This is a genomic window from Plantibacter sp. lyk4-40-MEA-4 (assembly GCF_030209415.1).
Classification (GTDB): Bacteria; Actinomycetota; Actinomycetes; order Actinomycetales; family Microbacteriaceae; genus Plantibacter; species Plantibacter flavus_A.
On the sequence record NZ_JARVSA010000001.1, the window covers coordinates 195,775 to 219,469 of the forward strand.

Genomic DNA, 23,695 nt, shown 5'->3' on the forward strand with positions numbered 1-23,695 from the left:
AGCCGAAACCGCGCAGTTCCGGGCGACTCAGCGCTCAGGCGGCTGGCAGCGCAGCACCCCGCAGCGGGACGGCGCGACGCCAGGTGGCCATCCGCCAGACCCACTCGACCGGCCCGTAGCGGTAGTGCCGCAGCCAGAGACGACTGAGCACCGACTGCACCGCGATGAGCACGAGTGCTCCGACGCTCACCGCGGCCAGGTCGTCGATCTCCCGGAAGGGGACGAGCAGCCCGACGCCGACGAACACGACGCTCGCGGCGAGGTAGTTGGTGAGCGCCATGCGTCCGAGGGGTTCGAAGACGGCTGCGAGGACTCGACGCACCGGTGTCTGCCAGAGCAACGCGAATCCGGTGAGGTACACGACGGCCAGGATCCCGCCCGCGATCCCACCGGCGTTCGTGAACCGTGGGTCGCCGGGCTCGGTGGTCTGCCACACGATGGCCGGGACGGCGAGGGCCGTCGCCACGAGGAAGGTGAGCCACACGGGCCGTCCGCCGGCGTCGAGCACCTTCGGCAAGCCGTACGCCGCCGCCCCCGCACCGGCGAGGAACAGTCCGGGCAGGGTGGTGAGGCCACCACCGGTGACCGCATACGCGGCGACGGTGAGCACGACGCCGGACCAAAGCAACGCCCAGCGCGGCAACCACAGCATGAGGGGGAGCATGAGGATCCCGCAGATCGCGTACTCGCGGAGGATCTCCCCCGGGTAGAGGAACCCGTGCGCGATCCCGATGAGGAGGAGTGTTCCGAGACGCAGCAGCATCGGGACGAGCGCGCCGGTGCCGCGGCGGCGGGCGGACTGGATCACCAGCATTGCACTCAGCCCGAAGAGGAAGGCGAAGATGGGGACGAACCGCGTCTGCACCGCGAACTCGAGCACGGTGTCCATGAGCGTCGACTGTCGTCGGTCGAACGGGATGTCGCTGCCGAGCCGTGTGATGTCAGGGACGTTGACGAAGAGGATCCCGGCGAGCGCGAACCCACGGAGGGCGTCGATGAGGTTCCACCGACGCGATGAGGCGTCGGCGGTGGACGGGATCGGCGGCGCGGAGCAAATGTTGACCTGAGACATATATCACCAGTTCAGCAGCTGTGGTGGGGCACCGCATGCACCCACGGGATGACGTCCTGCCACCCGGGATGGAGATCGCCTCAGGCGGCCGGGGCCTTCGGGCAGTGCAGCTGCGTGCGCGGGCCGGTCGTGCGGTCCACGATGTGCTCCGACATGGCATGGCCGCAGATCGGGCACCCCGACTGTGCGGCCGGCGGCAACGGCTCCTCGTTGTAGGGACCGAGGGGCGGCGGTCCGAGCACCTTCCACATGCGGCCGTTCACCCAGCCGTACAGACCACCGGCCTCGCGCACGGACTCCCGGAAGGATCGTTTCTCGCTCATATTGATGAGTGTACTAATCATTTGGGTACGATGGGACCGTGACCGCCAACGAATCCACCACCGTCGCAACGGCCGACGATCTGCTCCAGCTCGAGAACCAGGTCTGCTTCGCGCTCGCCGTCGCGTCGCGCAGCGTCATCTCGCTCTACCGACCGATCCTCGAACCGCTCGGTCTCACCCATCCGCAGTACCTCGTGATGCTCGCGCTCTGGCAGCACAGCCCGCGCTCGGTCAAGGACCTCGGCGGAGCACTGCAGCTCGAGCCGGCGACGTTGTCCCCGCTCGTCAAGCGCCTCGAGACCGCCGGGCTCGTCCGACGCGACCGCAGCCGACTCGACGAGCGCGTCCTCGACGTCTCGCTCACCACCGCCGGCCGTGAGCTCCGCACCCAGGCGGAGGCCATCCCGCACCGGGTCATGGACGAGCTCCGCATGGACGCCGAGCACCTCACCCAGCTCCGCGAGATGCTCCACGCGGTGATCGGGGCGGCCACCACCGCGCCCGCCGTCACGGGTGCCGACCCGCTCTGATCGAGATCCCGGCGCCCGGCGAGGTCGTCAGGCCTGCGACGAGGTCGTCGTCTCCGGTGCGGTCGCGGTCCGCGGGTTCCGGATGCCGACGAACGACACCACGCCACCGACGAACATGAACACGGCGGTCGCCAGGACCACCCGCGGGAACCCGTCGACGCCGAGCGCGCCACCGGCGATGATGCCGACCAGGGCGATCGACACGAGGCCCGCCACGCGCGACACCGCGTTGTTGACCGCCGATCCGATGCCCGCATGGGCCGGGTCGATCGATCCGAGGATGCCCGCGGTGAGCGGCGCGACCGTGATCGCGAGGCCGAGACCGACGAGCAGGATGCCCGGGAACAGCTGCACCCAGTAGTTCAGATCCTGCTGCGCACCCATCATCAGGAGGAAGCCGACGCCGGCGATGATCGGTCCGACCGTCATGAACAGCCGCGGTCCGTGCTTGCCGGCCAGCTTGCCGAACCACGATGACAACGCGAGCATGACGAGTGTCGGCGGCAGCGTCGCGATGCCCGCCAGCGTGGCGCTGAAGCCCGCCGTCTGCTGGATGAAGACCGCGATGGCGAAGAAGCCGAGCGAGAGGGCACCGTAGATGAAGACGGTCGCGATGTTGCCGTAGCCGAAGTTCCGCACGCGGAAGAGCGACAGCGGCAGCATCGGGTCGGGGTGGCGGCGCTCCCACCAGAGGAATGCGACGAACGACACGATCCCGCCGATGAGCGGCACGAGCAGCATCGGGCTCGACCAGCTGTAGCGCTCCTGCTCGATGAGCGCGAAGACAGGGCCGCCGAGCCCGATGGCGCCGAGCACCGCGCCGACCACGTCGATGCGGGGACGGTGCTCCGGCTCGGGTACGCGATCGGTGCGCATCATAAGCCACAGGGTCACGAGGATCGGAACGATGTTGATGGCGAAGATGAGGCGCCAGGACAGCGTGTCGACGAGCACGCCGCCGAGCAGCGGGCCGGTGATGCCCGCGGCTCCCGTCCACGCCGTCCAGGTGCCGATCGCCTTGCCCTGCGCGACGCCGCTGAAGGTCGAGATGATGATGGCGAGCGAGCTCGGGACGAGCAACGCGGCGGCACCACCCTGCAGCAGCCGCGCGATGATGAGCACCTCGGCGGTCGGTGCGACCGCGCACAGGATCGAGGTGACACCGAAGCCGATGAGCCCGATGCGGAGGATGCGGATGCGCCCGAACGCGTCGGAGAGCGAGCCCGCGAGCAGGATGAGCGACCCGAGGGTGATGAGGTAGGCGTCGACCACCCACTGCTGCACGATGAGCCCACCGCCGAGTTCCTCGGTCATCGCAGGGAGCGCGACGTTCACGACCGAGCCGTCGAGGAACGCCACGAACGAGGAGAGGATCGCGATCGTGAGCACGAGGCGCTGCTGGCGGGTCATGGGTTCAGGGTAGCCCCGCGGACCGACGTGTCGAGCGCGATCCCGAGGAAGCTCGACAGGCGTCGGAACACCGTCGACGACCGACGCCCGACGCCACGTCCTTCCCAGCCGACGCCCGTTCCGCGTTCATAGACTGGAGCCCATGGACGACCTGTGGTGGCTCCCCTCGCTCATCGTGTTCGGCGGCGTCGGCATCATCGTCTGGTTGCTCGTCACCCTGCTGCGTCGGCGCAATCCGAAGACCCCCGTCGCCTCCATCGACGACCTCCACCGCCGCGCGGGCATCGCCCTCGTCCGCACCGACGACGCCGTCCGCGAGGCCGAGGACGAGGTCGGATTCGCCGAAGCGGAGTTCGGACGTGAAGCCGCCCGCGGGTATGCCGCCGACGTCGCCTCGGCGCGCTCGGCGCTCGGGGAGGCGTTCCGGCTCCGCCAGTCGCTCGAGGACGAGATCGCCGACACGGAGGCGCAGCGTCGGGCCTGGAACGAGCGGATCATCAGCGTCTGCGAAGACGTCGAACGCACCCTGAGCGCCCGACTGCGCGGCTTCGACGAGCGCCGTGGAGCGGAGCGTTCGGCCCCCGACCTCCTCGACCAGCTCGAGCGACGTATCGACCGCGCGCGCGAACGACTCACCACCACCGGCCTCGCGATCGCCTCCGCGGCCGAGCGCTATGCGGCGAGCGCCGTCGAGGACGCCCGGGTACTTCGCCGGACCGCGCAGGACACGGTCGACCAGGCGACCGACGATGCGACGACGACGAAGGATCGGATCGACACCGGCCGACCGGCCGCCGCGGCACTGCACGCCCTGGGGCGCGAGCTGCAGCAGGCGGAGGACCGGTTGGACGCCGTCGAGCGTTCGCTCGCGGGCATCGCCGCGGCGGAGACCGAACTCGCCGCAGCGGGGCGTGAGCTCCGCACGGTGATCGCCGAAGCGGAGGCGTTGGGTGCGACGGTGGAACGCGCGGAGACGGCCGCCGTCATCGCGACCGCCGTCGAGCGGGCGAACCGCGCACTTCTGGAGGCGGAGTCGACCACATCCCCGGACGGCGACCGCGTCCTGCCCGATCCGATGCGACGTCTCGAGGTGGTTCGCGCAGCCGACATCGACCTCGACGCAGCTCTCGCGACCGCCCGCAGCACGCAGCAACGTCTCGACAACGCACGCGAGGCGATGCGCGGGGCGTTGTTCACCGCGGACAGCAACATCCGCGTCGCCGTCGACGTGATCTCCGCGCACCGAGGCAGGGTCGGTGCCGACGCGAGGACCCGCCTCGCCGAGGCACAGCGGCAGCTCGCACTCGCGGAGGCGGCAGCGGTCGACGATCCGGTCGAGGCGCTCGACGCCGCCCGTCGGGCCTCTCGGATCGCCCAGGACGCGGACGCGCTGGCGCGATACGACGTCGGGTGACCCTCGCGACGTGCCGAGCCTGGCCGTTCACACCTCATTCATGTTCTAGAATATGAGTATCGCTGTCGTGAGGCGGGCCCACCGGATCGCGCAGTCTCCAATCGACCCCTGAGAGGATCCCGTGCCCAGCTCGTCCGCGCGCCAGCCGCTCTCCCCGTCCCCGATCTTCACGACGCTCACCCACGGGTTCGACGCACGGGCGGTGCCCACTCCTCCGGAACAGACCCGCCTGGCCGGAGCGACGACCCAGCACGGCTCGCCGATCCCCTCACCCGACTGCCCGATCTTCGATCAGCTCGCCGGGCGACGCCTCGCCCGCCGCCGCAGCAACTTCATCCACCCCGCCTGACCCCACCCTTCGACAAGCTCAGGGACCGGAGGAGGCGCGTCCAGGGACCGGAGGAGGCGCGTCCAGGGACCGGAAGAGGTGCGTCCAGGGACCGGAAGAGGCGCGTGCAGGAACCGGAAGAGGCGCGTGCAGGGACCGGAAGCGGCGCGTGCAGGGACCGGAGGTGCGGAGCGCCGCAGTCTAGGGATGATCGCCCGTCCGTGCTGCGCGTTTACGTTTCATCTCGAACGGTGACGGTCAGCGGTAACGCAACGGGCGTCACTCCGCATGCCTGTGGAGACTGGCTCCGTGCACGCACCAGTGCACCCACAGACAGAGCCGAGGACCATCATGAGTGAGCACACGGGACCAGAACCGAGCGAATTGCGGGCGTCGATCGCCTCCGGCAAGCGGAAGCGCCGGAACCTGCTGATCGGCGGTGTCGCGGTCGTCGCCGTCGCCGCGATCGCCGTCGTCGTCTCGGTCGTCGTCGGTGGCCAGAACGGTACCGCCGACGCGGCGACCGGTTCCGGCGCACCCGCCGAGCGCCTCAGCGTGAAGATCGCGGTGTCCGAGGACACGCAGTTCCAGGACGCCGTCAAGGAGGTCGCCGCCGAGAAGGGCCTCGACGTCGAGTGGGTGAACGTGAAGGACTGGGTCCTGCCCAACACCGAACTCGTCGCCGGCACCGTCGACGCGAACGCCTTCCAGCACATCCTCTACCTCTCGGCCTTCAACGCGGAGAACGACGCCGACCTGACGCCGGTGTTCTCGACCGTCATCACGCAGTGGGGGATCTTCTCGAAGACGCTCACCGACGTCGAGGACCTCGCCGACGGCGCGCGCATCGCGATCCCGGACGACCCGTCCAACGGCGGTCGTGCCCTGAACATCCTGGCTGCGGCCGGACTCATCGAGATCGCAGCGGACGCGGGGAACTTCCCGACGGTCGAGGACGTCACCGCGAACGACAAGAACCTCCAGTTCGTGCCGCTGCCGGCGACGAGCATCCCGCAGCAGTTCGACGACCCGTCGCTCGCGGCCGTCGTCGTCGGGACCTCCTACTTCGACCCGAGCCAGGGCATCACGAAGGACGACGCGCTCTTCCTCGACGACTCGCTCTCCGAGAAGAACCTGCCCTACGTCAACGTCATCGCCACCCGCGAAGAGGACAAGGACAACCCGGCCTGGAAGATCCTCGAGGACACCTACGCCGACCCGCGCGTCGCCGAGGCGCTAGACGACGAGTTCGCCGGGAACTCGATCCTCGTGAAGGTTCCGGTGAAGGACCTCCGCGACAAGCTCGCCGAGCTCCAAGCCGAAGCCGAGTAGGACGACGGCGGCCGATCATCGCCTCCCGCGATGACCGGCCGCCACCACGCAGTGGCCGTCCGGGGTCTCCCGGACGGCCCTCCCGCGAGAGGAGCAGGTGATGAACACAGCAATCGTCTTCGAGGACGTCAGCAAGACGTTCGAGGTGAAGGGCCGCGCCTTCGAGGCGCTGCGGAACGTCGACCTGACGGTCGAGCGGGGCGAGATCTTCGGCATCGTCGGGTACTCCGGCGCCGGGAAGTCGACGCTCCTGCGCACCGTCAACGCCCTCGAGCGGCCGACGAGCGGGCGGGTGGTCGTCGAGGGCCTCGAGATCTCCGCGCTCGCCGGGCAGGCGCTGTACGCCGCGCGTCAACGGATCGGCATGATCTTCCAGCAGTTCAACCTCCTGGAGTCTCGGACCGTCTACAAGAACATCGCCTACCCGCTCAAACTCGCGAAGGTGCCGGACGCCGAGATCCTCGACCGCGTCGAAGAACTGCTCGCGTTCGTCGGGCTGAGCGACAAGGCGCTCGCCTACCCGTCGCAGCTCTCCGGTGGGCAGAAGCAGCGGGTCGGCATCGCCCGCGCCCTCGCCACCCGCCCGGAGATCCTCATCTCCGACGAGGCCACCAGCGCCCTCGACCCGCAGACGACCGGCGAGGTCCTCGAACTCCTTCGGCGGGTGAACGAGGAGTACGGCGTCACGATCCTGCTCGTCACCCACGAGATCGACGTCATCCGCGAACTCGCCGATCGGGTCGCCGTCATGGAGGACGGCGAGGTGGTGGAGCAGGGCAGCGTGTACGAGGTGTTCTCGGCGCCACGCACCGCGACCGCGCGACGCTTCGTCTCGTCGGTGCTCCACCACATCCCCTCCGAGGAGGTGCTCGCGAAGATCCGAGCCGTGCACCACGGGCGCCTCGTCCAGCTGCACGTCGAGGACCGCGACACCAACCACCCGTTCCTCTCGCGGGTCGCCCGCGACAACGACATCGACTTCAACGTCGTGTTCGGCGGCGTCGACGAACTGCAGGGGCGACTGTTCGGCAGTCTCACGGTCGAGCTGCTCGGACCTGACGACCGCGTGGACGCCGCCATCGCGGGGCTCCGCGCCACGGCGACGGTCACCGCGATCGACCCTGCCCCGACCGCGCCGGCCCCTGAGCCTGCACCGGTCCCTGACTCCACGCCGGTCCCTGAACCTGCACCGGTCCCTGAGCCCACACCGGTCCCTGAGCCTGTCGAAGGGTATGAACCGCTCGCCGAGGACCCCGACACCCTGAAGGAGCACACCCATGCGTGACTTCGATCCCGACGCGTTCTTCCCGCGTCTCCTCAAGGCCATCGGGGAGACCGGCCTCATGGTGTCCGTCTCCTTCGCCGTCGCGACGGTCATCGGGATCCTGCTGGGCCTCCTGCTCTACGCGAGCCGGCCCGGCAACCTCCTGCAGAACCGCGTCGTGTTCGGCGTCCTGAACTTCATCATCAACGTCATCCGACCGGTACCGTTCCTCATCGTCGCGATCGCGCTCATCCCGCTCACACGGCTCGTGTTCGGCACCGGCCTCGGACCGCTTCCGGCGACGATCCCGCTCATCCTCGTCGCGAGCGTCGCCATCGGGCGCGTCTCCGAGTCGAACCTCGTCGCCGTCTCACCGGGCGCCATCGAAGCCGGCGCGGCCATGGGTGCGAGCCCCGTGCGGGTGCTGTTCACGATCGTCGTGCCCGAAGCGCTCGGCCCGCTCATCCTCGGGCTGACGTACATCCTCGTCGCCCTCGTCGATGCGACGGCCGTGGCCGGGGTGCTCGGCGGCGGCGGCCTCGGTGACCTCGCCATGACCTACGGCTACCAACGGTTCGACTGGATCGTCGTCGGACTCGTGGTCGTCACGCTCGTCCTGCTCGTGCAGCTCGCCCAGTTGCTCGGCAACGTGCTGGCGAAGCGGGTGCTGCACCGATGAGCGCCGACGACTTCGACTCCTTCCTCTCCGCCATCCGCGGCGGCGCCATAGCGCGCGAGACCGACCGGCGCCTCCTGTTCGACGAGGTCGCCGAACTGAAGCACCTGGGTTTCGCAGCAGCCAGGGTCCCCATCACATCCGGGGGTGGCGGACTCACCCTCGAGCAGCTCTTCGAGCGGCTCATCGACCTCTCGGCGGCCGACTCGAGCCTCGGGCACGTCTGGCGAGGGCACATCCTGTTCGTCGAGGCACTGCTCGCCTCCCCCGACGACACCTATCGGGAGCACTGGTTCGCCCGACTGAACGCCGGCGACCTGGTCGGGAACGCGCAGTCGGAGCGGCACGCGACCGCCCACCTCGAGACCGTCCTCGACCGCGACGGCGAGTCGCTCACGGTGACCGGCACGAAGTACTACACCACCGGCAGCATCTACGCCGATTGGATCTACCTGTCCGCGCTCGACGGGACCGACCGCGTCGCGGTGACCGTGTCCGCGCACGATCCGGGAACCCGCTCGGTGGACGACTGGGACGGCTTCGGGCAGCCGTTGACCGGGAGCGGGACGACCACCTTCGACCGCGTGCCGGTGGACCAGCGCGACCTCGTCGTCCACAGCGGCGACGCGGCCGCGTGGCACCGGACGGGCGCACTCCAACAGCTCATCCTGCTCGGTGTCGTCGCCGGCATCGCGCAACGCGCCCTCGAGGACACCGTCGACTACGTGCGCGCCAGGCGACGGACCGTCGGCCACGCGGGTGAGCACCTGCCGCGCGAGGATCCGCTCGTGCAGTCGATCGTGGGCCAGCTCAGCAGCGTCGTGCACACGGCCCGCGCGCTCGTCCTCACGTCTGCTCGGACCTTGGACGGGCCGGCCACCGATCCCGACGCCGCCCGGTCCGCGCTGCTGGAGGTCTTCCGCGTCCAGCAGGTCGTCCTTCCGCTCGTCCTCGACGCGCTCAGCCGCCTGTTCGAGGTCGGGGGTGCCTCCGCTGTCGGCCGGTCGACCGCGCTGGACCGGCACTGGCGGAACGTCCGGACGATCGCCTCCCACAATCCCGCCGTCCAGCGTTCGGCGGCACTCGGGCAGTTCGAGCTCAACGGCACCCTGCCCGAATGGCAGGCTCCGGGCGCACGGCCCGAGACCGAGCCCGTTCCGGCGGATGGAGAGCAGGCATGAGCGACACGGCGACGGTCGACCGCGACCTGGCGCAGCGCTTCGCGCCGCTCTTCGACGAGCTCGGGCGGGACGCCGTCGCACGGGAGCGAGAGCGCCGTCTGCCGTATGCCGAGGTGGAGGCGCTGCGTGCGGCGGGCTTCACCCGCGTGACGCTGCCGCGACGGTACGGCGGCGAGGACGCCACGCACGGGGAGCTGTTCGAGCTCCTCGCCGAGCTGGCCAGGCGCGACCCGAACCTCGCGCAGCTGTTCCGCTCCCACTTCTCCTACATCGACCGCACCCTGCACACGCCGTCGTCGGCGGACCGTGAAGCGCGTCTGGCCCGGCTGGCCGACGGAGCCATCGTCGGCAACGCGAGCCACGAGCGGTCGGCCGCGAAGGTGGGCTCGCTCGCCACCCGGCTCACCGAGACGCCGGGCGGTCTCCGACTGAACGGGACCAAGTTCTACAGCACGGGGACGCTGTTCGCCGACCTCGTCGGGGTCGCCGCTGAGCAGGACGGCGAGTTCGTCTCGGTGCTCGTGGAGACGGACGCCGCGGGTGTCGATCGGATCGACGACTGGACCGGGTTCGGCCAGCGACTGACGGGCAGCGGCACCACCGTCTTCACCGAGGTCCCCGTCGAACCGTCGACGGTGACCCGGCGCGAGCCGGAGCGCCCCTCGCATGGCGGCGCGTTCGTACAGCTGGTCCTGCTCGCGGCGGCGACGGGCATCGGCCGCGCGATCGTCGACGACGCCGGCGCGTTCGTCCGGACTCGGACCAGGACCTACAGTCACGGCGCGGCCGCGACCGCCCAAGCCGACCCGATCGTGCAGGAGGTCGTCGGCGAGCTGTCGGCGAAGTCGTTCGCCGCCGATGCCGCACTGGCCGCCGCGACGACTGCACTCGGTCGTTCGAGCGCGGCGATCCTCGGAGCCGACCCGGATCTCGTCCAGGAACGGATCGCCGACGTCGAACTCGCGACGGCGCGCGCGCAGCTGGTGATCCTGCCCGCCGTGCTCGACGCTGCGACCGCCCTGTTCGACGTCGGCGGTGCGAGTGCCGTCGAGACGCACCGGGCGCTCGACCGGCACTGGCGGAACGCCCGCACGATCGCCTCGCACAATCCGTCCCGCTTCAAGGCGAGGGCGATCGGCGACCACGTCGTGAACGGGACGCCGATCGCCTCCTGGTGGAGCACCGGCGAGGCCTGACGCCCCACCGGTCACTGAGCCGAACCCCGGTCCCTGAGCCTGTCGGAGGGCGGAGACCTGAGAGCCCTTCGACAAGCTCAGGGACCGGAAGGGACGCTCAGGGACCGGAGGGGACGCTCGGGGAAACGGGGCAGCACCTACTTCAGCCCGGAGAACGCCAGCCCGTCGATCACCCGGCGCTGGAGGACGATGAACAGGATGAGCACGGGCGCCATCGCGAGGATCGACGCCGCCATCATCACCGGGTAGTCCGTCGTCTTGTCGCTCGAGAGCGTCGCGAGACCGGCGGCGAGCGGCATGGAGTTGGCGTACGTGGACACCACGAGCGGCCAGAGCAGTTCGTTCCACGACCACAGCACGGTCGTGATGGCGAGGACGCTGATGCTGGGCTTGGCGAGCGGCAGCATGATCTTCCAGAAGATCTGGAAGGGTCCGGCGCCGTCGATCCGCGCCGCCTCCTCGAGCTCCGTCGGCAGGTTCAGGAACGCCGTCCGCATGAGGAATGTTCCGAACGCGCTGAACAGGCCGGGTGCGACGATGCCGAGCGTGGTGTTCAGCCATCCGAAGCCCTGCACGATCTGGTACTGCGAGATGAGGTACGCCTGCGACGGCACCATGAGGATCGACAGCGTCACGGCGAGCAGCACCGCGCGTCCGCGGAACCGCATCCGTGCGAACGCGTAACCCGCCATCGTGCAGAGGACGATCTGCGCGAGCGTCCTGATCACCGTGATGACGATCGACGTGCGCAGCTGATCGAGGAACGGAAGACGCTCGAACACCGCGGCGTAGTTCTGCCACTGCAGTTCGGCCGGCCAGAACGTGGGGACCACGCTCTGCACCTCCGCGTTCGTCGACAGCGACATGATGATCTGCCAGATGAACGGGAACGCCATGATGAGGCCACCGACGCCGAGCACGATATGGGCGACGACGTGCGACCCGCGCCGCTGGCCGGGCCGACCGACCTCGCGGCGTCGCGCGGACGCGGCGGACGGACGACCCGATCCCGGAACGGTGACGGCACGGGTGGTGAGCGGTGCTGTGGCGGTGAGTTGCTCAGTCATTGTTCACCCATCGTTTCTGGAGCCGGAACTGCAGGAGCGTGACGAGTCCGATGATCAGGAAGATCACGATCGCGATCGCCGCCGCGTAGCCCTTGTCGTTCTGGACGAAGCCCTGGTCGTAGAAGAAGTAGACGAGCGACATGCTCTTCGGGAGCACCGGGTTGGTGCTGCCGAGGATCGCGTACAGCAGGTCGAAGAGCTGGAAGCTCGAGATCACCGTGATGATCGTGACGAAGAAGATGCTCGGGGTGAGCAACGGCACCGTGATCGAACGGAACTGCCGCCACCGGGTGGCGCCGTCGAGCTCGGCCGCCTCGTAGAGCTCCGGCGCGATGTTCTTGAGTCCGGACGCGAGGATGATCATCGAGAAGCCGAGCGACGACCAGAGGCCGACGATCGCCACGGCGAACATCGCGGTGCCCGGCGTGCTGATCCAGTAGGGGCCGTCGACACCGACGAGCGACAGCGTGTAGTTGAGGATGCCGAAATCACCGTTGAAGATGATGCGCCAGACGATGGCCACGGCGGTCGGCATCGCGACGTACGGCAGGAAGAAGAGCACCCGGTAGAAGCTCGCGAACCGCAGGCCGGGGAGGTTCAACAGGCTCGCGAGGTAGACGGCGATCGGGATGCCGAGGAGCACCACCGCCGTGTAGATCAGCGTGTTGCCGAGGGAGGCGTAGAGCCGCGGGTCGGCGAACAACCGGACGTAGTTCTCGACGCCCGTGAACGTCGTTCCGCCGAAGACGCCCCACTCGGTGAACGAGTAGTAGGCGGTCTGGATCATCGGCCAGATGAAGAAGACGCCGATGCCGGTGAGGAGCGGGAGGACGAAGACCCACGGCCAGGCGCCGTCGCCGCGGGCGGCACCCCGCCGGGCCACGCTCCGCGAGGAGCGTGGCGCCGACGGGGTGCGCAGCACGGTCTGACCGGTCACTTCTTGGCCAGCGCGGCGTTCATCTGCTCGGCGAGATCCTTCGCCACGTCGGCGACCGGCTTGTCACCGCTGAACGCGTCGGGCAGGAGCTCGACCTCGAGGGCGTTCCAGGCGGCGGTGTTCTCCGACACCGGCAGCGGCTTGGCGTAGTCGAGCGCGTCGAGGAAGACCTGCAGGTTCATCGTCGGGTAGGAGTCGACGAACGACTGCTGCGTACCGGTGTAGGCGGGGATGACGGCGCCGAGGTCGCCCTGCTGCTGCTGGGCCTCCTCGCTCGCCAGGAAGACCTGCAGGGCCTGTGCAGCCTGCTTGTTCTTGCTCGCCGACGCGACGACGTTGGAGACGCCGTGGATGACCGTCGCCTGCTCCTTGCCGGTCGGCAGCGGGAAGGCCTGGGCGGTGGCGGCGACGTCGGACTCACCGACGAGTGGACGCAGCCAGCTGCCGCCCCAGTACATGGCGAGCTTGCCGGAGGTGAACCACTGGTCGGCCGGCGTGTCCGTCAGCTGCTGGATGCTGGGCGAAGAGCCGTCCGCGATGAGGTCCGTCCAGAACTGAAGCCCTTCCTGGGCCTCGGGGCTGTCGTACTCGGACTCGGTCTGGTCGGCGTTGATGACCTCGCCACCGGCCTGCAGGATCGTGTTGTAGTAGGTGGTCTGGCCGTCCATACCGCCGGCGGCACCATAGACGCCCTGGTCCTTCAGCTTCGTCGAGATCTCCTGCGCGGCGGTGTCGAAGTCGTCCCAGGTCCAGCCGTCGGCGGGCAGCGCGACGCCGGCCTGCTCGAAGAGCGCCGTGTTGACCCAGACACCGATCGTGTCGAAGTCCTTCGGCACGCCGTACTGGGTGTCGTCCAGCGAGTACAGCTCGTTCAGGGCCTCCGGGTAGTTCTTCGGGTCGATGTCGCCGGCCTTCACGGCCCCGGTGATGGGCTCGATCTTACCGTTCGCCGCGTAGACCTGGAAGTTCGGCCCGTTCAACCAGAAGAGGTCGGGCAGGGTGTCGCTCGAGGCCTGCGTCTGGAGCTTCGACCAGTACGAGGCCCAGGGCGTGACGTTCACGTTGACCGTGATGTCGGGGTAGACCTTGTTGAAGGCCTCGATGTTGGCGTCGATCGCCTCGACCTGGGCCTGGTCCCAGACGCCGTAGGTGATCTCGGCCTTGAGGTCCTTCGGGGCGGCGGCGTACTCGCCACCGGTGGCGCCCCCGCCACCGGTGCTGCAGCCGGCGGTGAGCGCGGCGGCGGCGAGGAGGCCGATGCCGCTGAGGACGGCGCGGCGGCGGGCGCGACCGCCGGATGCGGTGTTGCGGTTCATGAACGGCGAAGGCATGACTGGAGTCCTTTCGAGGTGCGCTACCGGGTGGCGGCGTCGAGGGAGTGCGGTGCGGTGCGGGCGGTGAGGGAGGAGAAGTACTCGACGAGTGCGGGGTCGAGCGGCGGGACGTCGAGTGGGATCGAACCGTTGCGGAGGGAGTGTGCGGCGAGGGCTCCGGCTGCGACGGCCTGTCGCGCGGCGACCGGCGACAGCGTGGTGGGGGTGCCCTCGGCGACGAAGGCGAGGAACTCGTTCATCGTGTCGAGGTCGGCGTCGGCATGGCCCTCCTCGACGCCCGCGATCGGGTACTCCACGTCGCCCTCGGTGCTCCAGGTACGACGACGGTTCCAGACCTTGACGGTGCCACCGGCGGTGTCGCCGATGTTCTCGAGCCTGCCGTGCGTCCCGATGACGGTGTAGTTCCGCCAGTAGTCGGGGGTGAAGTGGCACTGCTCGTAGCTGGCGGTGATCCCGTGCTCGAGGGTCATGAGCATCATCGAGACGTCCTCGACGTCGACCACGGGGTTCAGACCGCGCTGCGCCTCGGGCGGCCAGTTGTCGTAGGAGAACCAGTCGGCCATGGTCTGGCCGCTGCGGTCCTCGTGGTCGTCGATGTCGCCGTAGACCGCGAGGTCGCCCATCGCGACGACGCGCCGCGTGTACGCGCCGGCGAGGAAGTGGACGACGTCGATGTCGTGGCTCGCCTTCTGCAGGAGCAGGGTGTTCACGCGCGAGCGGTCGGCGTGCCAGTCCTTGAAGTAGTAGTCGCCGCCGTTGCCGACGAAGTGGCGGACCCAGACGGACTTGACCGCGCCGATCTCGCCGCGCTCGATGACCTCGTGCATGAGCCGGACGACGGCGGCATGTCGGAAGTTGTGCCCGACATAGAGCGGCGTCCGCGACTCGTAGGCGGCCTGGAGGACCGCGTCTGCGTCGTCGAGCGTGATCGCGAGCGGCTTCTCAAGATAGACCGCGATGCCGGCGCGCAGCAGGTCGACCGCGATCTCCTTGTGGGTCCAGTCGGGCGTCGTCACGATCGCCGCGTCCACGCCGCCACGCTCGATGAGCGCCTCGTGGGAGTCGAGGACCTCGATGTCGTCACCGAACAGCTTCCGAGCCCGACCGCGACCGATCTCGGTGGTGTCGACCGCCGCGACGACCGAGGCGGACGTGGGGCTCGTGGCGACGTGTTCGGCGATGTAGGCCCGCTGGCCGGTGCCGATGACGGCGACCCGGAGGCCTTCGGGGGTGGTGGCTGGTGCAGTGCTCACTCGATCACATCCGCTTCCTTGCGTGAAGTTGATTCATATGATGCCAAAACGATCATGAAATGACAATAGGCGATCACAGCGCTGACGCAAGCGCGGGGTGGCTGATGTGGAGAGGTTTTACCGCGCCGAAACATGGGGAGCGCACTTCGACAGGCTCAGTGACCGGGAGGGGGCGGCTCAGTGGTCAGGAGCAGGGTGGCTCAGTGGTGGGGAGGGGCAGCTCAGCGACCGGGAGGTGGATGGCTCAGTGGCCAGGAGGGGGCGACGCAGTGACCGGGAGCGGAGGACTCAGGCGGCGATGATGAGCTCGACGCCGGCCGCGGCCAGGGCGTCGGCGAACGCCGGATCCACCGGCTGGTCGGTGACGAGCACGTCGATGCGGTCGAGTGGGCAGATGCGGGCGAAGGTCGCCTTCGTCATCTTGGTGCTGTCGGCGACCACGATGACCCGCTTCGCGACCTTGACGAACTCCTGGCTCACCGAGGCCTCACCCTCGTGGAGGGTGGTGGCGCCGAACTGCGCGCTCAAGCCGTCGACGCCCAGGATCGCGACGTCGAGGGCGATCTCGGCGAGCGCCCCCGCGACGAGCGAGCCCACGAGTTCGTAGGACTGGCGTCGTGCGACGCCTCCCGTCACGACGATCTTCACGTGCGAGCGCACGGACAGTTCGAAGGCGATGTTGAGCGCGTTCGTCACGATCGTGACCGAGGCGTCGCCGTCCGAACGGACGAGGTGCTCGCTCCGCCCGATCACCCGCGCGACCTCGCTCGTGGTGGTGCCGCCGTTCAGTCCGACGGCGTCGCCGACGTTGATCAGGGCGGCCGTGGCCTTCGCGATGGCCATCTTGGCGTCCGCCTGGCGGGCGATCTTGTACTGCAGCGGCAGCTCGTAGCCGGTGCCGAGGGCGGCGGCACCGCCGTGGGTCCGCGTGACGAGTCGCTGCTCGGCGAGCGCCGTCAGGTCGCGACGGGCGGTGGCCGCGGAGATGCCGAGCGCTTCACCGATCTCCGCGATCGTCACATTGCCGCGTTCGCTCACGAGCTCGAGCAGGGCGTTGAGTCGCTGTTGCTGCGTCATCTGTCCTGCTTTTCCGGTCGGGTCGGGCGTACTGTGACCATCATATGGGCGCTCAGCCAGCGCCAGTCTGATTGATTCTGACGATTTGCACTGGTATCGATCAGATTCGATCCGGTATGGTTGCGGCAACGCATCGCCACGCTGCGATCGCGTCCCCTCACGTGAAAGGCACGTCATGCCCGAGACCTTCGTCGCCGCCGAACTGGCGTCGCAGCCCGAATCCTGGCGCACCGCCGCCGCCCTCGTGCCGGAGGCCGTCGCCGTGCTGCCGCAGCCGGGAGAGCGGGTCGCGGTGGTCGGGTGCGGCACCAGCTGGTTCATCGCGATGAGCTACGCCGTGTTGCGCGAGCAGGCGGGGCTCGGTGTCACGGACGCGTTCGCCGGCTCGGAATTCCCCGGCGTCCGCGACTACGACCGCATCGTCGCCATCTCACGCTCCGGCACGACCACGGAGATCGTGCACCTGCTGGAAGCGGTGGGCGACTCGGTCGCCACCGTCCTCATCACCGCGGTCGACGACTCCCCCGCGACCGTTCCGGCGGCACACGTGATCGCCCTCCCCTTCGCCGACGAGCGTTCGGTGGTCCAGACCCGCTTCGCCACGACGACGCTCGCGCTCCTCCGCGGCTCGCTCGGACACGACGTCGAGGCACTCGCCGCGGAAGCCGAGCGGGCGCTGCAGATCCCGATCGACGAGTACCTCGGCGCTGACCAGGTGTCCTTCATCGGACTCGGGCACGCTGTGGGCCTCACCTTCGAGGCCGCGCTCAAGACCCGGGAGGCGGCACAGTTCTGGGCGGAGTCCTACCCCGCCATGGACTACCGCCACGGCCCCATAGCGATCGCGCAGCCCGGCCGACTCGTGTGGTCCCTCGGACCGACGCCCGCCGGCCTGCCGGAGGACGTCGCGGCCACCGGAGCGACCTTCGTGCAGCACGACCTCGACCCCATCGCCGGGCTCGTCGTCGCGCAGCGCTTCGCGGTCGCGTTGGCCGAGGCCCGCGGCCTCGACGCCGACCACCCCCGTTCGCTCACGCGCTCCGTCATCCTGACGCCGTGACCGAGCGGGCGGTCCTCGGCATCGACGTCGGCGGGACCGGGATCAAAGCCGCACTGACGGATGCCGACGGCACGGTCCTCGGGCGCTGGCGCGAAGCGACGCCCTCGGGCGACACCTCAGGCGTCCTGACCCGCGACATCGTCCTCGGACTCGTCACCGCCGCGAGCCGCGTCGCGGCCCCGGCGGCCGTCGGGGTGGTCGTGCCCGGCGTCGTCGACGAGGAGCACGGCGTCTGCATCCACGCGGTCAACCTCGGTTGGCGCGACCTCGCCTTCCCCGAGCTGCTCCGTCCCGCACTCGACGTCCCGCTCGCCTTTGGGCAGGACGTCCGGGCCGGGGCGCTGGCGGAAGCGGTCTCGGGCGCTGCAGCCGACGTCACGGGCACGATCGCGTTCGTACCGGTCGGAACCGGCCTGGCCTCGGCACTCGTCATCGACGGGGTCCCCTTCGCCGGCGGCGGCTGGGCCGGCGAGATCGGCCAGCGCGTGATCCAGGACGGCCCGCACCACGGACTCCGGGTCGAGGAGCTCGCCTCAGCGGGCGGCATCGCACGTCGTGCGGGTGCCCGCGACGCGAAGACCGTCGCCGACGCGGTCGCCGGCGGTGACGCCGCCGCCAGCGCCATCTGGAACGACGCCGTCGATGCACTCGCCGAGGCCCTCGCCGGCATCACCGTCGTCGCAGCACCCACCGCCATCGTGATCGGCGGCGGGCTCGCCCTCGCCGGAGCCGCCCTCTTCGAGCCACTCGAGCACGGACTCCGCGAGCGGCTCGACGTCGTCCGCGTCCCGCAGCTCCTGCCCGCTCGTCACGGCGACGAGGCGGCAACGGTCGGTGCGGGGATCCTCGCCCGCCGACTGGTGACGGCGCGATGACGACCACCCCCGCACCGCGTCGCATCGTGGTCGTGACGCCGAACCCGGCCGTCGACATCACCTACACGGTCGCCGAGCAGCAGCTCGGGGTCACACAACGCGTCCAGTCCGTCGTGCGGCGTGCCGGCGGGAAGGGCGTGAACGTCGCTCGCGTCCTGGAGTCACTTGACGTCCCGACCCTGCAGGTACTCCCGCTCGGCGGCGCCTCCGGCACCTGGCTCGGGGACGCCCTCGCGGCCGACGACCTCCCCGCCCAGGTCGTGGAGCTCCGCGCCGAGACACGCTCGACGGTCGCGGTCGTCGACGGCATCCAGCATCCGACCCTCTACGCCGAGGCCGGACCGGCGGTGACGCCCGAGGAGTGGGCCGCCCTGACGACCGAGCTCAGGCGCTCATTGCAGGACGCGAGCGCACTCGTCATCTCGGGCTCGCTCCCGCCGGCCACGCCCGACAGCGTCGTCGAAGCCCTCGTCCGAACCGGGCACGACGCCGGCGTCCCCGTGATCGTCGACGTCAGCGGCACGGCGCTCCTCGCCGCGGCACGCGCCGGTGCGACGATCCTCAAACCCAACCTCGACGAGGCCCTCGAGGCGACGGGCGCGGCCGACCTCGCATCGGCTCGCGCGTCACTCCTCGCACTCGGCGCCCGCGCGGTCGTCATCTCCCGCGGCGCCGACGGCCTCACCGCCGGCGACACCGATGGCGCCCACGAGGTCCCGGCCGTCCCCGGCGTCAGCGGCAACCCGACCGGCGCCGGCGATGCCGCAACGGCCGGCCTGGTCGCAGCACTCCGCGCGGGAGCCACACTTCCCGAGGCACTCCGCACAGCGGCGGCTGCAGGTGCGGCGGCCGTGCTCGAACCGATCGCCGGCGCGATCGACCTCGCCGCCTTCCACCGATTCATCGACGCACCCGCCGCATCAGACCCCATTGGAGCAACCGAATGACCACCGCCCTCGACTTCACCGCGCTCCTCGCCAACGCCTCGGACTCGAACGCCGGCATCGCGGCGTGCAACGTCGTCCTCCTCGAGCACGCGGAGGCGATCGTCGCCGGCGCCGAGGAGGCCGGGCTGCCGGTCATCCTGCAGATCAGTGAGAACTGCGTGCGGTACCACGGGTCGCTCGCGCCCATCACGCTCGCCTCGCTGGCCATCGCCCGTGCAGCGACGGTCCCGGTCCTCGTCCACCTCGACCACGTGGAGTCGGCCGAGCTCGTGCACGAGGGCGTCGATCTCGGCGTCGACAGCGTGATGTTCGACGCCTCGACCCTGCCGTACGACGAGAACGTCCGCGCGACGAAGGAGATCGTGGACTTCTGCCACGCTCGCGGCGTGGCCGTCGAAGCGGAGCTCGGCGAGGTCGGCGGGAAGGACGGCGTCCACGCTCCGGGCGCGCGCACGGTGCCTGCAGAGGCCGTCGCGTTCGTCGCAGCGACCGGCGTCGACGCCCTGGCCGTCGCCGTCGGCACCTCGCACGCGATGACGAGCCGCGAGGCAGCCGTCGACCACGCGCTGATCGCGCAGCTCCGCCGCGAGGTGCCCGTTCCGCTCGTGCTGCACGGCTCCTCCGGACTCCCCGACGACGAACTCCGCGCGGCAGTGCGTTCCGGGATGACGAAGATCAACCTCTCGACGCACCTCAACGGGTTGTTCACCCGGGCGGTGCGCGACGTCCTCGACGAGCAACCGAAGCTCGTCGACCCCCGCACCTATGTCCGGGCCGGTCGCAGCGCGGTCGCGACCGAGACGGCGCGGATCCTGCGCCTCCTCGCCACCGACTGAGCACTCCCAGGAATCCCACAGCAACACGCAACGCTGAGCTGTTAATATATATTGCGTTGGAGTTCTTCCAGCGTCTCCACCGGTAACCGATCGTCCCCCGCGATCACCCTCCGGCCTCCCGAGCCCGATATCCCTTCGGGTGCGCGGGAGATACGGCCACCCCTCCCCTAGGTGCGGTGGCCCGAAGCTCTGCGACACCGCCGGTCGATGCTCGGGTCTGACCTCGGGCATCGACCCGCGCAAGCAGTGAAGCCCGTTCTTCCCAGGTCGTTCTCAGCTTGGTCGCGTACGTTCATTTCTTGAGTGCCGATGTCACAACCGGCTTCCGTGTGCAGAGTCCACACCTCCACGGATACGCCGATGCTCCCGACACGTCACCACCAGCCGCCCTCCAGAACGGCGAAGAACGATCCACCGGACGGCCCCAGCCGACCAGCGCAGCCGAATCTCGGCGCAGCTGCACTCCGGACGGTCTCGTCGCTCCATCCATGCGACCTGCACCGATCGTCATCGCATTCCCCTTCTGGAACCGGCCCATCCATCATCCGCAACACCAGAATCGAGAACCACCATGTCCATCACCCAGACTCGGACCCCAGCGTCCTCCAACCGTTCCGCGGGCACCGCCGTCCACGGCCGCGGTCACTCCACCGAGAAGCTCACCTACCGCTTCGGTCTCCGCACCCGCGAGACCGGCGCGGAGCAGCGCGGCTCCAGCAGCGCGGCCAACCGCCGCGGCTGAGCCGCCTCACCGTTCCAACCGACGCCCCCGCACGGCTTGACCGTGCGGGGGCGTCGTGCGTTCGGAACCGGCGCCGCTCACGGCGGGTCCGGAGTTCGGACGATCGTACGGACGACCACGGCCTCCCAGGTGGGAGAATCCCCACATGGATCCCGTCGCGCTCATCTCGTGGATCGTCGTGTTCGTCGTCGTCACCGTCATCGTGTCGGGCCTGTCCGGCCGAGCGGGCGTCTCCGCCCCGGTGGCCCTGGTGCTCGTCGGCGGCGTCGCGTCGTTCATCCCCGCCGTCCCGACCGTCGAGATCGAACCCGACCTGATCCTCTACGGCCTGTTGCCGCCGCTGTTGTTCGCGTCGGCGATCCGGATCTCCCTCATCGACATCCGTGCCCGTAACGACGGCATCATCCTGCTCTCGGTGGGTGCCGTCGCGTTCACCGTCGTGTCCGTCGGATTCGCCAGCTGGCTCCTCATCCCGTCGATCACCCTCGCAGCGGCGTTCGCGTTCGCAGCGGTCATCGCGCCGACCGACGCCGTCGCCGTGAGCGCGATCGCCGGACGACTCGGGCTCCCCCGCCGTGTGCTGACGATCCTCGAGGGTGAGAGCCTGCTCAACGACGCCACCGCTCTCGTGGCACTCAACGCCTCGATCCTCGCCATCACGAGCGTCGTCAACCCGGTCATGATCGCCGGCGAGTTCGTCATCGAGGTCGTCGCCGGCGTCGGTGTCGGTCTCGCGGTCGGTTGGGTGCTGTCCGAGGTCCGCCGACGCCTGCGCGCCCCGGTCCTCGACACCTGTCTCTCCCTCATCACCCCGTTCCTCGCGTTCCTCCTGGCGCAGGCGATCCACGGTTCGGGTGTGCTCGCGGTCGTCACCGCCGGGCTGCTGCTCGGCTACCGGGCGCCCATCGTGCAGTCGGCCGAGGCGCGCATCGCCGAGTCCCTCAACTGGCGCACCATCCAGTTCCTGCTCGAGAACGCCGTCTTCCTGTTCATCGGGCTCAACCTGGCCGGCATCCTCGAGGGGGCGATCCAGACCGGTCCGGGGCTCTGGCCGACCGTGTTCATCAGCATCGGGGTCCTCGCGGCGCTCATCGTCTCGCGATTCGTGTGGGAGATGACGGTCACGGCGATCTACCGGCTCGGACCCAGACGGCTCCGTGAGCGGAGCTGGTCCTGGGGCAACGGGATCGCCGTCTCCGCAGCCGGCGTCCGTGGCGTGGTGACCCTGGCGGCGGTGTTCCTGCTGCCCGAGGACACCCCGTCGCGCGAGTTCCTGCAGTTCCTGGCGTTCGTCGTCGTGGTCGGCACACTCCTCTCGGGGCTCGCGCTCCCCCGGATCATCCGCGCGCTGCACCTCCCGCCGCCGAACCACAGCCAGGAGCGCGTCGAGCAGCTGATGCTCATGGCGGAGGTCCAGACGGCCGGCCTGGACCGCCTCGACGAGCTGACGACCGAGGCGGACGAGGAGCAGGTGCTCAACCGTCTGCGGACCAATGCGAGCTTCGTGGCCAACGCCCTCGAGCAGTACACCGGTGACGGCTCGGAGCTCCGGACGGTCGCGTTCGCCCGACTGCGCCGCCAGATGATCGCGGCGGAACGCGAGGCACTCCTCTCGGCGCGCGCCGAGGGTCGCTACCAGGAACCGGCGGTCGCGGCTGTTCTGGCCGCGATCGACGCCGAGGAGGCGACGCTCAAGGCGATGACGCCGAAGCCGCCGCGGTCATAGCACCCCGACCGGTCCGCTCGCACGCCCCGTCCACCAGGCCCGCGCACGACGATCGGTCGGGCAGGATGAGCGCATGATCATGTTGTTCCCGGCCGCCGTCTTCGCGGTGCTCTACGTCGTGAGTCGACGCAGCGACGCCCGCCGCCTGCGCAACGGGGTCTTCCTGGTCTCCGCGATCGCCTGCGGGCTGGTGGCGCTCCTCTCGGAGGCGTCCCGCACGACGCCGTTCACCGTGCTCCTCGCCGCGTTCGGCACAGTCCTACTGGTGGGTGTGCTCGGGGTCCTCCTCATCGGCAACGGCATCACGATGCTCCGGCTCGAAGGACGCAGCCTGGGCAACCTGCTCTCGCTGTTCGCCGGGGTCGCGATCCTCGTCCTGCCCGTGCTGGCCGTGCTGCTGGTCCTCGGAGCGCACCCGCAGTCCCTGCCCTCGTGGCTGACGATCGTCCTCGTCGCGCTGGGCCTCCTGCTCGGGTTCGCCTGCTTCTACGCGGCGGCGACGTTCGCTGCCTTCGGCGTGTACTCACTCGTCTACAGCCGCTATCGGCACACGCGGACGCCCGACGCCCTCGTCGTCCTCGGGTCCGGCCTCATCCACGGTGAGGTCCCGCCGTTGCTGCGCAGTCGCCTGGACCTGGCGCTCCGCATCTACCGGGCCACGTCACCGGGGGCGACGCGGCCGCTCCTGATCCCGTCCGGCGGACAGGGCGACGACGAACCCCGCCCGGAGGGCACCGCCATGGCCGAGTACCTCGTCGCGAACGGCGCGGACCCGTCCGACGTGCTGCCGGAGACCGCGTCCACGAACACGCGCGAGAACCTGGTGCTCTCCCGCGACCTGCAGCAGTCGGTCGGACGGGACGGCGAGACGATCGTGGTGACGAACAACTACCACGTCCTCCGCGCGGCCCTCCTTGCACGTTCGATCGGGAGCGAGGCCCAGGTGATCGGCTCCCCGACGGCCGCCTACTACGTGCCGAGCGCGTTCCTCCGCGAGTACGTCGCCATCATGGTCGAGCACCGCCTGCTCAATGCGCTGGCGATCGCCGGCGTCGCGGCCCTGATCGCGCTCGCGGTGGTCTGGTCGCTCCTACCGATCTGAGCCGCCCTCCCAG

23 protein-coding genes are annotated in these 23,695 nt (G+C 69.7%); 15 read left to right on the top strand and 8 right to left on the bottom strand.

Translation table 11 applies throughout. From position 1 onward, the window contains the following. Positions 1-34: 34 nt before the first annotated feature. Positions 35-1,072 (bottom strand): DUF418 domain-containing protein, encoded by a 1,038-nt coding sequence (locus QRN44_RS00985; protein WP_285038072.1) that lies wholly within the window; start codon positions 1,070-1,072, stop codon positions 35-37. 80 nt (positions 1,073-1,152) lie between these two features. Next, positions 1,153-1,395: a hypothetical protein gene (locus QRN44_RS00990; protein WP_064296841.1), complete on the bottom strand. Its 243-nt coding sequence runs from the start codon at positions 1,393-1,395 to the stop codon at positions 1,153-1,155. A gap of 38 nt (positions 1,396-1,433) precedes the next feature. Here QRN44_RS00990 and QRN44_RS00995 point away from each other — a divergent pair, with 38 nt between their 5' ends. After that, the gene (locus QRN44_RS00995; protein WP_285038073.1) at positions 1,434-1,925 is read left to right on the top strand and encodes a MarR family winged helix-turn-helix transcriptional regulator; all 492 of its coding nucleotides are present in this window, start codon (positions 1,434-1,436) and stop codon (positions 1,923-1,925) included. Between the two features lie 27 nt (positions 1,926-1,952). On the opposite strand, the gene QRN44_RS01000 is transcribed toward QRN44_RS00995, so the two are convergent. After that, positions 1,953-3,335, bottom strand: coding sequence for an MFS transporter (locus tag QRN44_RS01000; RefSeq protein ID WP_285038074.1), 1,383 nt, complete (start codon positions 3,333-3,335; stop codon positions 1,953-1,955). Positions 3,336-3,477: 142 nt separating this feature from the next. Between QRN44_RS01000 and QRN44_RS01005 the strand changes: the two genes are divergently transcribed. The 7 genes from QRN44_RS01005 to QRN44_RS01035 all read left to right on the top strand — a co-directional run bounded on the left by QRN44_RS01005 (position 3,478) and on the right by QRN44_RS01035 (position 10,726). Further along, complete coding sequence (locus QRN44_RS01005) at positions 3,478-4,749, top strand: coiled-coil domain-containing protein (protein WP_121292336.1); 1,272 nt, start codon at positions 3,478-3,480, stop codon at positions 4,747-4,749. Positions 4,750-4,870: 121 nt separating this feature from the next. Continuing rightward, positions 4,871-5,098: a hypothetical protein gene (locus tag QRN44_RS01010; RefSeq protein WP_285038075.1), complete on the top strand. Its 228-nt coding sequence runs from the start codon at positions 4,871-4,873 to the stop codon at positions 5,096-5,098. A gap of 330 nt (positions 5,099-5,428) precedes the next feature. Continuing rightward, positions 5,429-6,409 carry a MetQ/NlpA family ABC transporter substrate-binding protein gene (locus QRN44_RS01015; protein WP_064296846.1) on the top strand — a complete coding sequence of 327 codons (981 nt, stop codon included), beginning with the start codon at positions 5,429-5,431 and terminating at the stop codon, positions 6,407-6,409. Positions 6,410-6,509: 100 nt separating this feature from the next. Beyond that, entirely contained in the window at positions 6,510-7,694 is a 1,185-nt protein-coding gene (locus QRN44_RS01020; protein ID WP_285038076.1) for a methionine ABC transporter ATP-binding protein, read from the top strand. Then, positions 7,687-8,352: a methionine ABC transporter permease gene (locus tag QRN44_RS01025; RefSeq protein ID WP_071260563.1), complete on the top strand. Its 666-nt coding sequence runs from the start codon at positions 7,687-7,689 to the stop codon at positions 8,350-8,352. Before QRN44_RS01020 ends, QRN44_RS01025 begins: the two co-directional genes overlap by 8 nt. Next, the gene (locus QRN44_RS01030) at positions 8,349-9,530 is read left to right on the top strand and encodes an acyl-CoA dehydrogenase family protein (RefSeq protein WP_285038077.1); all 1,182 of its coding nucleotides are present in this window, start codon (positions 8,349-8,351) and stop codon (positions 9,528-9,530) included. The genes QRN44_RS01025 and QRN44_RS01030 overlap by 4 nt, the downstream gene beginning before the upstream one ends. Next, a complete protein-coding gene (locus tag QRN44_RS01035) occupies positions 9,527-10,726 on the top strand; it encodes an acyl-CoA dehydrogenase family protein (protein ID WP_285038078.1) in 1,200 nt (399 codons plus the stop codon). The genes QRN44_RS01030 and QRN44_RS01035 overlap by 4 nt, the downstream gene beginning before the upstream one ends. Positions 10,727-10,863: 137 nt before the next feature. Here QRN44_RS01035 and QRN44_RS01040 read toward each other — a convergent pair whose 3' ends face one another. The 5 genes from QRN44_RS01040 to QRN44_RS01060 all read right to left on the bottom strand — a co-directional run bounded on the left by QRN44_RS01040 (position 10,864) and on the right by QRN44_RS01060 (position 16,394). Then, positions 10,864-11,793, bottom strand: coding sequence for a carbohydrate ABC transporter permease (locus QRN44_RS01040; RefSeq protein WP_079003468.1), 930 nt, complete (start codon positions 11,791-11,793; stop codon positions 10,864-10,866). Further along, positions 11,786-12,730 carry a carbohydrate ABC transporter permease gene (locus QRN44_RS01045; RefSeq protein WP_079003469.1) on the bottom strand — a complete coding sequence of 315 codons (945 nt, stop codon included), beginning with the start codon at positions 12,728-12,730 and terminating at the stop codon, positions 11,786-11,788. The genes QRN44_RS01040 and QRN44_RS01045 overlap by 8 nt, the downstream gene beginning before the upstream one ends. Then, positions 12,727-14,061 (bottom strand): ABC transporter substrate-binding protein, encoded by a 1,335-nt coding sequence (locus QRN44_RS01050; RefSeq protein WP_254628459.1) that lies wholly within the window; start codon positions 14,059-14,061, stop codon positions 12,727-12,729. Before QRN44_RS01050 ends, QRN44_RS01045 begins: the two co-directional genes overlap by 4 nt. A gap of 23 nt (positions 14,062-14,084) precedes the next feature. Beyond that, complete coding sequence (locus QRN44_RS01055) at positions 14,085-15,317, bottom strand: Gfo/Idh/MocA family protein (protein ID WP_285038079.1); 1,233 nt, start codon at positions 15,315-15,317, stop codon at positions 14,085-14,087. Between the two features lie 288 nt (positions 15,318-15,605). Then, the gene (locus QRN44_RS01060; protein ID WP_064296851.1) at positions 15,606-16,394 is read right to left on the bottom strand and encodes a DeoR/GlpR family DNA-binding transcription regulator; all 789 of its coding nucleotides are present in this window, start codon (positions 16,392-16,394) and stop codon (positions 15,606-15,608) included. 175 nt (positions 16,395-16,569) lie between these two features. On the opposite strand from QRN44_RS01060, the gene QRN44_RS01065 reads away from it, so the two are divergent. The 7 genes from QRN44_RS01065 (at position 16,570) to QRN44_RS01095 (ending at position 23,682) form a co-directional block, all read left to right on the top strand. Further along, on the top strand, positions 16,570-17,454 hold the full coding sequence (locus QRN44_RS01065; RefSeq protein ID WP_285038080.1) for an SIS domain-containing protein: 885 nt from the start codon (positions 16,570-16,572) through the stop codon (positions 17,452-17,454). After that, on the top strand, positions 17,451-18,329 hold the full coding sequence (locus QRN44_RS01070) for an ROK family protein (protein ID WP_285038081.1): 879 nt from the start codon (positions 17,451-17,453) through the stop codon (positions 18,327-18,329). Before QRN44_RS01065 ends, QRN44_RS01070 begins: the two co-directional genes overlap by 4 nt. After that, on the top strand, positions 18,326-19,276 hold the full coding sequence (locus QRN44_RS01075; protein ID WP_121292319.1) for a 1-phosphofructokinase family hexose kinase: 951 nt from the start codon (positions 18,326-18,328) through the stop codon (positions 19,274-19,276). Before QRN44_RS01070 ends, QRN44_RS01075 begins: the two co-directional genes overlap by 4 nt. Then, a complete protein-coding gene (locus QRN44_RS01080; RefSeq protein WP_285038082.1) occupies positions 19,273-20,112 on the top strand; it encodes a class II fructose-bisphosphate aldolase in 840 nt (279 codons plus the stop codon). Before QRN44_RS01075 ends, QRN44_RS01080 begins: the two co-directional genes overlap by 4 nt. Before the next feature lie 571 nt (positions 20,113-20,683). Next, positions 20,684-20,854, top strand: coding sequence for a hypothetical protein (locus tag QRN44_RS01085; protein WP_153303529.1), 171 nt, complete (start codon positions 20,684-20,686; stop codon positions 20,852-20,854). A 145-nt stretch (positions 20,855-20,999) separates the two neighbouring features. Next, the gene (locus QRN44_RS01090) at positions 21,000-22,580 is read left to right on the top strand and encodes a cation:proton antiporter (RefSeq protein WP_064296856.1); all 1,581 of its coding nucleotides are present in this window, start codon (positions 21,000-21,002) and stop codon (positions 22,578-22,580) included. Between the two features lie 73 nt (positions 22,581-22,653). After that, positions 22,654-23,682 (top strand): YdcF family protein, encoded by a 1,029-nt coding sequence (locus QRN44_RS01095; protein WP_121292315.1) that lies wholly within the window; start codon positions 22,654-22,656, stop codon positions 23,680-23,682. Positions 23,683-23,695 lie beyond the last annotated feature (13 nt).

Excerpts from the sequence above, each read along its gene's own strand:
- QRN44_RS01080 (WP_285038082.1), top strand. The coding sequence starts at position 19,273 with ATGACCACCGCCCTCGACTTCACCGCGCTCCTCGCCAACGCCTCGGAC.
- QRN44_RS01030 (WP_285038077.1), top strand. The coding sequence starts at position 8,349 with ATGAGCGCCGACGACTTCGACTCCTTCCTCTCCGCCATCCGCGGCGGC.
- QRN44_RS00990 (WP_064296841.1), bottom strand. The coding sequence starts at position 1,395 with ATGAGCGAGAAACGATCCTTCCGGGAGTCCGTGCGCGAGGCCGGTGGT.
- QRN44_RS01075 (WP_121292319.1), top strand. The coding sequence starts at position 18,326 with ATGACGACCACCCCCGCACCGCGTCGCATCGTGGTCGTGACGCCGAAC.
- QRN44_RS01005 (WP_121292336.1), top strand. The coding sequence starts at position 3,478 with ATGGACGACCTGTGGTGGCTCCCCTCGCTCATCGTGTTCGGCGGCGTC.
- QRN44_RS01090 (WP_064296856.1), top strand. The coding sequence starts at position 21,000 with ATGGATCCCGTCGCGCTCATCTCGTGGATCGTCGTGTTCGTCGTCGTC.
- QRN44_RS01025 (WP_071260563.1), top strand. The coding sequence starts at position 7,687 with ATGCGTGACTTCGATCCCGACGCGTTCTTCCCGCGTCTCCTCAAGGCC.
- QRN44_RS01085 (WP_153303529.1), top strand. The coding sequence starts at position 20,684 with ATGTCCATCACCCAGACTCGGACCCCAGCGTCCTCCAACCGTTCCGCG.
- QRN44_RS01000 (WP_285038074.1), bottom strand. The coding sequence starts at position 3,335 with ATGACCCGCCAGCAGCGCCTCGTGCTCACGATCGCGATCCTCTCCTCG.
- QRN44_RS01035 (WP_285038078.1), top strand. The coding sequence starts at position 9,527 with ATGAGCGACACGGCGACGGTCGACCGCGACCTGGCGCAGCGCTTCGCG.
- QRN44_RS01050 (WP_254628459.1), bottom strand. The coding sequence starts at position 14,061 with ATGCCTTCGCCGTTCATGAACCGCAACACCGCATCCGGCGGTCGCGCC.
- QRN44_RS00985 (WP_285038072.1), bottom strand. The coding sequence starts at position 1,072 with ATGTCTCAGGTCAACATTTGCTCCGCGCCGCCGATCCCGTCCACCGCC.
- QRN44_RS01095 (WP_121292315.1), top strand. The coding sequence starts at position 22,654 with ATGATCATGTTGTTCCCGGCCGCCGTCTTCGCGGTGCTCTACGTCGTG.
- QRN44_RS01040 (WP_079003468.1), bottom strand. The coding sequence starts at position 11,793 with ATGACTGAGCAACTCACCGCCACAGCACCGCTCACCACCCGTGCCGTC.
- QRN44_RS01065 (WP_285038080.1), top strand. The coding sequence starts at position 16,570 with ATGCCCGAGACCTTCGTCGCCGCCGAACTGGCGTCGCAGCCCGAATCC.
- QRN44_RS01015 (WP_064296846.1), top strand. The coding sequence starts at position 5,429 with ATGAGTGAGCACACGGGACCAGAACCGAGCGAATTGCGGGCGTCGATC.
- QRN44_RS01020 (WP_285038076.1), top strand. The coding sequence starts at position 6,510 with ATGAACACAGCAATCGTCTTCGAGGACGTCAGCAAGACGTTCGAGGTG.
- QRN44_RS01060 (WP_064296851.1), bottom strand. The coding sequence starts at position 16,394 with ATGACGCAGCAACAGCGACTCAACGCCCTGCTCGAGCTCGTGAGCGAA.